10 protein-coding genes and 1 pseudogene are annotated in these 8,213 nt (G+C 57.9%); all 11 read right to left on the bottom strand.

The genetic code is table 11. From position 1 onward, the window contains the following. On the bottom strand, positions 1 to 704 hold a 704-nt coding region (atpG, locus tag B3520_RS17340; RefSeq protein ID WP_286876489.1), incomplete at its 3' end, for a F0F1 ATP synthase subunit gamma. 52 nt (positions 705 to 756) lie between these two features. Then, the gene (gene atpA, locus B3520_RS17345; protein WP_024461768.1) at positions 757 to 2,301 is read right to left on the bottom strand and encodes a F0F1 ATP synthase subunit alpha; all 1,545 of its coding nucleotides are present in this window, start codon (positions 2,299 to 2,301) and stop codon (positions 757 to 759) included. Positions 2,302 to 2,317: 16 nt separating this feature from the next. After that, complete coding sequence (locus tag B3520_RS17350; protein WP_286804887.1) at positions 2,318 to 2,854, bottom strand: F0F1 ATP synthase subunit delta; 537 nt, start codon at positions 2,852 to 2,854, stop codon at positions 2,318 to 2,320. Between the two features lie 12 nt (positions 2,855 to 2,866). Then, entirely contained in the window at positions 2,867 to 3,337 is a 471-nt protein-coding gene (locus B3520_RS17355; RefSeq protein WP_024461770.1) for a F0F1 ATP synthase subunit B, read from the bottom strand. A gap of 97 nt (positions 3,338 to 3,434) precedes the next feature. Beyond that, complete coding sequence (gene atpE / locus B3520_RS17360) at positions 3,435 to 3,671, bottom strand: F0F1 ATP synthase subunit C (protein ID WP_024461771.1); 237 nt, start codon at positions 3,669 to 3,671, stop codon at positions 3,435 to 3,437. Positions 3,672 to 3,719: 48 nt separating this feature from the next. Continuing rightward, on the bottom strand, positions 3,720 to 4,652 hold the full coding sequence (gene atpB / locus B3520_RS17365; RefSeq protein WP_024461772.1) for a F0F1 ATP synthase subunit A: 933 nt from the start codon (positions 4,650 to 4,652) through the stop codon (positions 3,720 to 3,722). Positions 4,653 to 4,680: 28 nt separating this feature from the next. Beyond that, on the bottom strand, positions 4,681 to 5,028 hold the full coding sequence (locus tag B3520_RS17370; protein WP_286804890.1) for an ATP synthase subunit I: 348 nt from the start codon (positions 5,026 to 5,028) through the stop codon (positions 4,681 to 4,683). A gap of 239 nt (positions 5,029 to 5,267) precedes the next feature. Continuing rightward, positions 5,268 to 6,170, bottom strand: coding sequence for a ParB/RepB/Spo0J family partition protein (locus B3520_RS17375; protein WP_024461774.1), 903 nt, complete (start codon positions 6,168 to 6,170; stop codon positions 5,268 to 5,270). A 45-nt stretch (positions 6,171 to 6,215) separates the two neighbouring features. Then, positions 6,216 to 7,016: a ParA family protein gene (locus B3520_RS17380; protein WP_024461775.1), complete on the bottom strand. Its 801-nt coding sequence runs from the start codon at positions 7,014 to 7,016 to the stop codon at positions 6,216 to 6,218. A 289-nt stretch (positions 7,017 to 7,305) separates the two neighbouring features. Next, a pseudogene (locus B3520_RS17385) lies at positions 7,306 to 7,760 on the bottom strand (DUF1989 domain-containing protein); the annotation flags it as partial. A gap of 120 nt (positions 7,761 to 7,880) precedes the next feature. Beyond that, the coding region (locus B3520_RS17390; protein ID WP_286876491.1) for a 16S rRNA (guanine(527)-N(7))-methyltransferase RsmG at positions 7,881 to 8,213 on the bottom strand (333 nt) is incomplete at its 5' end.

Raw genomic sequence — 8,213 nt, forward strand, 5'->3', positions numbered from 1 at the left:
CCGTTTTCAACCACGGCCTGATACACCTGAGACTCGATATAACGAATCAGCAGACCGTCGAGCAGTTGCTCGGCGTCCGGCTCGTACAGGTAATCCCAGTGGTGCTGAAGCTTTTGGTCTTCTTCGGCCACCAGCGGCAACAGCTGCTGAACTTCAGGTTGCTGAGTCATGGTGTTGATGAATTCGTTACCGACCAGGTAGAGCTTGTCGATCTTGCCTTCGCCAAAGGCGTCCAGCATGACCTTGACGCTGCCAATCAGGGAAGCGACGGTCGGTGCCTCACCCAGATCACGAGCGCTGGCGACCACATTGCCACCATGGCTGTTGAAAAACGCACCGGCTTTGGCACCCAGCAAGCACAGATCTACTGCGACACCCTGGTCGGACCAGGACTTCATGGACTTGAGTGCGGCCTTGAACACGTTGACGTTCAGGCCACCACACAGACCGCGGTCACTGGAGACAATGATGTAGCCCACCCGTTTGACTTCGCGCTCTTCCATGTAGCGGTTCTTGTATTCGGGGTTGGCGTTGGCCAGGTGACCGACCACGGCACGCATGCGCTGGGCATAGGGCTTGCCCCGCTCCATACGCTCCTGAGCTTTACGCATCTTACTCGCGGCGACCATTTCCATCGCGCTGGTAATTTTCTGCGTGCTTTTAATGCTCGAAATCTGCGTCCGAATCTCTTTTGCGCCTGCCATACTCAAAGGCCCTCAAGCGTGAATGAAGCGGTGCCTTTCGGCACCGCCGGTCTTACCAGGTCTGGGTGGATTTGAACTTGTCCACCAGGGCTTTCATCTTGCCTTGCAGCTCATCGTTCCAGTTGCCGGTTTCGTTGATTTCTTTCAACAGGTCGGCACCTTCGCTTTCAGCGTAGGAGAGCAGGGCACTTTCAAAGTCCAGAACCTTGTTTACTTCCACGTCTTGCAGATAGCCTTCGTTGGCGCAGAACAGAACCAGTGCCATCTGGGCAATGCTCATCGGCGAGTACTGGTTTTGCTTCATCAGCTCGGTCACGCGCTCACCGTGCTCCAGCTGAGCCTTGGTGGCTTCATCCAGATCAGAGGCAAACTGGGAGAAAGCCGCCAGTTCGCGGTACTGAGCCAGAGCGGTACGAATACCACCGGACAGTTTCTTGATCACTTTGGTCTGTGCGGAACCACCCACACGGGATACCGAGATACCGGCGTTCATCGCCGGACGGATGCCCGAGTTGAACATCGAGGTTTCCAGGAAGATCTGACCGTCGGTAATGGAGATCACGTTCGTCGGTACGAACGCCGATACGTCACCGGCCTGGGTTTCAATGATCGGCAGCGCGGTCAGTGAGCCGGTTTTGCCTTTCACTTCACCATTGGTGAACTTCTCAACGTAATCGGCACTGACTCGTGCAGCGCGCTCGAGCAGACGCGAGTGCAGGTAGAATACATCACCCGGGTAGGCTTCACGGCCCGGCGGACGACGCAGCAGCAGGGAGATCTGGCGATAGGCCCAGGCCTGCTTGGTCAAGTCATCATAAATGATCAGCGCGTCCTGACCGCGGTCGCGGTAGTACTCACCAATGGTACAACCGGCGAAGGCCGCCAGGTACTGCATGGCCGCCGGGTCCGAAGCGGTGGCAGCCACCACAACGGTGTGATCCATGGCGCCGTGCTCTTCCAGCTTGCGAACCACGGACGCAATGGAGGACGCCTTCTGGCCAATGGCCACGTAGATACACTTAATACCGGAGTCTTTCTGGTTGATGATGGCGTCCACCGCAATGGCGGATTTACCGATCTGACGGTCACCAATGATCAGCTCACGCTGACCGCGACCGATCGGCACCATGGAGTCAACCGCTTTCAGACCCAGTTGAACCGGCTGGTCAACGGACTGACGCCAGATAACACCGGGAGCCACTTTTTCAATGGCGTCGGTTTCTTTGGTGTCAACCGGACCCTTACCATCGATCGGGTTACCCAGTGCATCGATGACGCGGCCTTCCAGCTCGGGGCCTACCGGCACCTCCAGAATACGACCGGTGCACTTACAGGTCTGGCCTTCGGCCACACCCAGGTAGTCGCCCAGAATTACCGCACCGACGGAGTCGCGCTCCAGGTTCAGTGCCATACCGAAACGACCGCCTTCAAATTCGATCATCTCGCCGTACATCACGTCCATCAGGCCGTGAATACGCACGATGCCGTCGGACACGGAAACCACCGTGCCCTGGTTGCGGGCTTCGGCGGACACATCGAGTTTGTCGATGCGCTGCTTGATAATGTCGCTAATCTCGGATGGATTCAGCTGCTGCATGCTTTTTTCCTCAATCCTACGAATTGATTGCTTTGGCGAGTTTTTCTAACCGACCGCGCATCGAGCCGTCGATGACCAAATCACCTGCTTTAACGATAACGCCCGCCAGAAGCTGTTCGTCGACCTGGGCCCGGACGCTGATTTTGCGCTTGAGCTTGTCGCTGAGAGCCTGAGCCAGTTTTTCCTGCTCGGCATCCGCCAGGGTGAAGGCGGTGGTCAGCTCGACATCCACCGACTGCTCCTGGGCGTGCTTGAACGCCTCGAACAGTTGCTGAATTTCCGGCAACAAAATCAGACGCTTGTTCTGGGCCAGAAGCTGAACGTAGTTGCGCACTGGCTGGCTCAGTTCGTCACCGCAGGCCTCGATCAGAACATCGGCCTGTTGTTGGGCCGACAGTGACGGTGACGCGATACGATCGGCCATGGTGCCGTATTGGCTGGCGCCGGCCAGAGTCGCCAGTTGCTGGGCCCAACCGCTCAGATCCTGTGCGTCCAGCGCGTATTGAAACGCCGCTTTGGCATAGGGTCGGGCGAGGGTAGTCAGTTCAGCCACAGTTCACCTCACTTAAAGATTGGCAGCCAGTTTGTCGATCATGGACTTGTGCTTGGACTCGTCAATTTCCGCTTCCAGCACTTTCTGTGCACCGAGCAGAGCCAACTGGGACACTTGGCCACGCAGCTTCTCTTTGGCACGGTTCACTTCCTGCTCCACTTCGGCTTCGGCCGCGGACCGGATACGCTCGGCTTCTACCCGAGCCTGGTCTTTGGCTTCTTCAACAAGCTTGGCGGCGCGCTTATTGGCGGACTCGACGATACCGGCCGCTTCCTGTTTGGCTTCGCGCAGAGTCTTGGCGGCTTTTTCTTTCGCCAGTTCCAGATCCTTGTCGGCGCGATCCGCGGCGGCCAGGCCATCCGCAATGCGCTTCTGACGCTCGGCCATTGCGTCGGTGATGAACGGCCACACGTACTTCATGCAGAACAGCACGAAGAAAATAAACGCGATGGACTGTCCGATTAGGGTCAAATTAATGTTCACGCCGATAACCTCTGTTCCAGTAACGCTTTTGGCTTTAACCGTGTGCGCTCACAACCGGTGATGCACACGGATCGGGTTTCTGGGAGTTCGCGAGGTCTTACGCCAGGCCCGGTACGGTAACGAACAGGATGTACATGGCGATACCTACACCAATCATCGGAACGGCGTCCAACAGACCGGCGATCAGGAACATTTTGCCCTGCAGCATCGGAGCCAGTTCCGGCTGACGAGCGGAACCTTCCAGCAGCTTACCGCCCAACAGAGCGAAGCCGATAGCGGTACCCAGTGCGCCCAGGCCAATCAACAGTGCAACAGCAATCAGTGCCATACCCATGGTAGTTCTCCTCAGTTTTAAAAAAAGATAAGTGAGTTGTTCAAAACGTTAGTGCGTAAACTGGTCTTCGTCTTCCACATGGTGCGCCATGGCCATGTACACGATGGTCAACACCATGAATACGAAGGCCTGCAGGGTAATCACCAGAATGTGGAACACCGCCCAACCCCACTGCAGGAAGCCGCCGAAAATACCGATGATCAGGCCGGCGGAATACATGGTGGCGATCAGGATAAAAATCATTTCACCCGCATAGAGGTTGCCGAACAGTCGCAGGCCCAGAGAAATCGGCTTGGCGATCAGGGCAATGGACTCCAGGGCAAAGTTGATCGGAATCAGCAGCAGGTTCACATACCACTTGTCGGTATGGAAAGGGTGCAGGGTCAGTTCTTTGACGAACCCCATAAAGCCTTTTTTGACGATACTGAAGCCGATCATCAGCAGGAATACGGTAAAGCCCATGGACAGGGTGATGTTCGGATCGGTGGTGGGCACGATCTTGAAGTAGAAGTGACTGTCGCCGGCGATCCACATGGCCAGGGAGGGAATCCAGTCCACCGGCACCAGGTCCATCAGGTTCATCAGGAACACCCAGACAAAAATGGTCAGGGCGAGCGGGGCGATCATGGCGTTTTTGTGCTGGAAGCCGTCTTTGACGGTTTTGTCGATGAACTCGATGATGATTTCAACAAAGTTCAGCAGACCGGTGGGAACCCCCGCGTGGGCTTTTTTGGCCGCCCAGCGGAAAACGCCGATAAACAACAGACCGAGACCGATGGACCAGGCCATGGAGTCGAGGTGAATGGCATTGAATCCCATGGCAGACATGGCTTCGGAACATTTGGCCACCGTCCAGCCGGTGGTTTCCTGCACCTGATAGCCGTCACAGTAGGAGCCTTCCGGCAGTTTGCCATAGGTCCAGTTGGTCAGGTGGTGCTGAATATACTCGGTAGTTGTGGGAGTGTACTCTTCCGCTGCCATCCAAATAGTCTCTTTGTGTGAGTTCAACCTAGCCCTGGTGACGCGCCAGGGTGCGGGCGGTGACCAGACTGGCGCCCAGGTGTGCACCGGCAAATGCGATAAAAAATGCCGCCAGATGAATCTCTTTCACCTGCATAAACACAGCCGAAAACAGTGCCGCCGTGAGTAAAAACTTGATGGTTTCCGCCCGGTAAATGGCTTGCACCGCGGCTCCGGACTGCCGGGCACCGCCCAAGCGGCGAAAACTGTACCAGGCAAAACAGGCGCCGGGGAGAGCGCTGACCGCAATTCCCCAGAGCACTGACAGGCCCAGTCGGATCTCAAACAGCCAAATGCCCCCCGCCGCGATGAACAGCAGCAGCCAGAACAACAACAAGCGCGAAAGAACCGGAGGCCGGGCAATCGACTGTGGTCGGCGCTGTCGTGATGGCGTGGCGTTTATCAAAAGCTCGTCTGTTCGACCTGAGTGTCCAGCCCAGACGCCAAGCGACCGGGCCGCAGCATTATAGGGATAAAGCCCCCCCGCTTCAACCTGAGTCGGAAGCATTTACAACGCCGCTAATTATCGGATAATTCTCACTTTTTGCCGTTTTGACCGATTACTCAAAAAACTCGCTATTTGATGTGAGCGAGAATGCCGTCGAGCTCGTCCAGATTGTTGTAATTGATTACCAGCTTGCCTTTGCCCTTGGCCGTGTGTTGAATGGCCACACCGGCGCCCAATGTCTCCGAAAGCTGCTCCTCCAGGCGGCGAATATCCGCCGAGGGTGCGGCCGGTTTTACCGTATTCTTGTGCTTCTGCTCCTGAAGATTGCGTACCAGGGTCTCGGTTTGCCGGACCGATAGGGCCTTGCCGACCACCTGACGGGCCGCCACCCGCTGATCTTCGGGCTCCAGAGTGAGCAGGGCCCGGGCGTGGCCCATTTCCAGGTCGCCATGCTCGAGCATGGTTTTGACTTCCTCGGTCAGGGCAATCAGGCGCAACAGGTTGGTCACCGTGGTGCGGGATTTGCCTACCGCCTGGGCCACTTCGCCCTGGGTCAGCTCAAATTCTTCCTGCAGCCGCTTGAGGGCCATGGCCTCTTCGATCGGGTTGAGATCTTCGCGCTGAATGTTTTCGATCAGCGCCATGGCAATGGCCGCTTCATCGGGCACATCCCGGATGACCGCGGGAATCTTGTCCAGACCCGCCAGTTGAGTGGCTCGCCAGCGACGTTCACCGGCGATGATTTCGTATTTTTCCGGGGCGATAAGCCGGACCACGATCGGCTGCATCACGCCCTGGGCTTTGATGGAGTCCGCCAGCTCTTCCAGTGCCTCGGGGTGCATGTCGCGACGGGGCTGGTAGCGCCCGCGCTGAATCATTTCCACCGGAATGTGGGCGAGCCGGCCATCGGCCAGTGCTTCCTCGACGGCCTGGGGCGAATCCGGAGTGGGTGTATCCGCCGGAGCCGGCGTCACGCCCGCCCCCAGAAGGGCATCCAAGCCTTTGCCTAAGCCTTTGCGTTTTCCCGCCATTACCTTGCCCTGCTGATGATTTGCTGTAATTCAGTGATGGTTGCTTCAGGAGTGCGCTGCGTGAGCAGCGGCCTTCTCGTCGTTTTCGTTGCGCCGGATGATTTCCCCCGCCAGTGCCAGGTAGGCGATTGCCCCCTTGGATTGGCGGTCGTAGCTGAGCACCGGCTGCCCGTAACTGGGCGCTTCGGCCAGACGCACGTTGCGCGGAATGCAGGTCCGGTAGAGCCGGTCGCCAAAGTGCTGGGAGAGCTGGGCGGAAACGTCGTTGGTCAGGCTGTTGCGCGGGTCGTACATGGTGCGCAGCAGGCCTTCGATTTTCAGGTTGGGGTTGAGCAGTTCCTGAATTCGGCCAATGGTGTTCATCAGGGCCGAGAGTCCTTCCAGCGCGTAGTATTCACACTGCATGGGGATGATCACGCCGTCGCAGGCGGTCAGGGCGTTGACCGTGAGCATGTTGAGCGAGGGCGGGCAGTCGATGATGATGTAGTCGAATTCGTCTTTGATCGGTTGCAGGCCGTCCCACAGGAGGCGTTCTTTGCCGTCCAGGGAGAGCATTTCCACTTCGGCGGCGGTGAGGTCGCCGTTGGCGGGCAGGAGTTTGAACTGTCCGGATTCGGAGGTCTGCAGGCATTCGCGGGCGTCGGCCCGGCGGGTGAGTACGTCGTAAACGGTCAGTTCCAGTTCGCTTTTGTCCACACCACTGCCCATGGTGGCGTTGCCCTGGGGGTCCAGGTCCACCAGCAGGACGCGTTTTTTCGTCGCCACCAGGGAGGCGGCCAGGTTGACGCAGGTGGTGGTTTTGCCCACCCCGCCTTTCTGGTTGGCTACCGCGTAGATTCGGGTCAAAGCGTTATCCTTTGGATTATTCGAGAAACAGGATCAAAGCCGGGTATTGTGTGGCAAGCGGCCCTCGGGGACAAGTCCGGATTGTTTTTGATGGTGGGCGCATCACGTCCGGGCCGCTGCGGGGTAACCCCTTTCAAGACACGCCGTACATACATCCCTGTAGGCTCGAATCGCCGGTCCCCGGCTCCACGGTCTTGAATCGTTGTACCCGCTCCAGACCTCCGTGCCAGCGGAAGTTTGCGTAGGGCGGATAAGCCGCAGGCGCATCCGCCGTAACCCAACGTCCCCCCTAATCCCAAACCAACACCTCAATCGGCGTCGGATCATACCCATTACACGGGTTATTCAACTGCGGACAATTGGAAATCAACACAATGGTGTCCATCTGGGCCTTCAGCTCCACATATTTTCCGGGCGCCGAGATGCCATCTTCGAACGTCAATCCACCGTCCGGGGTGATGGGCACGTTCATGAAGAAGTTGATGTTGTGGGTGATGTCCCGTTTGCTCAGGCCGAGTTCTTCGTGCTCGGCGATGGCGAGCATCCAGCTGTCGCGGCAGGCGTGCATGTGGCGTTTGTCGAGGTCGTAGCGCACGGTGTTGCTTTCGGTGGCGCAGGCGCCGCCCAGGGTGTCGTGGCGGCCGCAGGTGTCGGCGACGATGTCGAGCATGACGCGGTTGTAGTTGGAACGCAGGCGGGTGCCGGCGCTCAGGTAGGCGTTGCCCTGTTCGCGGATGGTGTCCANNAAGCGAAGCGCACCCGCCGTAACAGAACTTGATAGACCCTCAAATGCCGGGCGGATAAGTCGCGCAGCGGCGTCTTCCAACTCCCTGCATCGGCCCGGGCGTGATTGCCCTGGACGTACTAACTCAACCTCATCTCCAACAAATGCCGCTCCCCCTCATTGCCGGGGACCTGCAACGGGTGGCTCTGAACCAGCTCAACCCGACCTTCCACTTCCGCCAATTCAGCCTCTGGATACACCCCTTTCATGGCCATAAACAGGCCTCCTGACGAAAGTAAGTGCTCACACCCGGATACCATGTCTGACAGGCTGGCAAAGGCGCGGCTGATCACGATGTCGAACGGTTGGTCGGGCCGGAACTGTTCGACGCGGCGGTTTTCCACCGTGACGTTGTTCAGTTTGAGCAGGGTTTTGATGTGGAAGAGAAAACGGGTTTTCTTGCCGTTGCTGTC

The sequence above is a fragment of the Marinimicrobium sp. UBA4509 genome, from assembly GCF_002388575.1.
Lineage (GTDB): Bacteria > Pseudomonadota > Gammaproteobacteria > Pseudomonadales > Cellvibrionaceae > Marinimicrobium > Marinimicrobium koreense.

Excerpts from the sequence above, each read along its gene's own strand:
- atpB (WP_024461772.1), bottom strand. The coding sequence starts at position 4,652 with ATGGCAGCGGAAGAGTACACTCCCACAACTACCGAGTATATTCAGCAC.
- B3520_RS17375 (WP_024461774.1), bottom strand. The coding sequence starts at position 6,170 with ATGGCGGGAAAACGCAAAGGCTTAGGCAAAGGCTTGGATGCCCTTCTG.
- atpE (WP_024461771.1), bottom strand. The coding sequence starts at position 3,671 with ATGGGTATGGCACTGATTGCTGTTGCACTGTTGATTGGCCTGGGCGCA.
- atpA (WP_024461768.1), bottom strand. The coding sequence starts at position 2,301 with ATGCAGCAGCTGAATCCATCCGAGATTAGCGACATTATCAAGCAGCGC.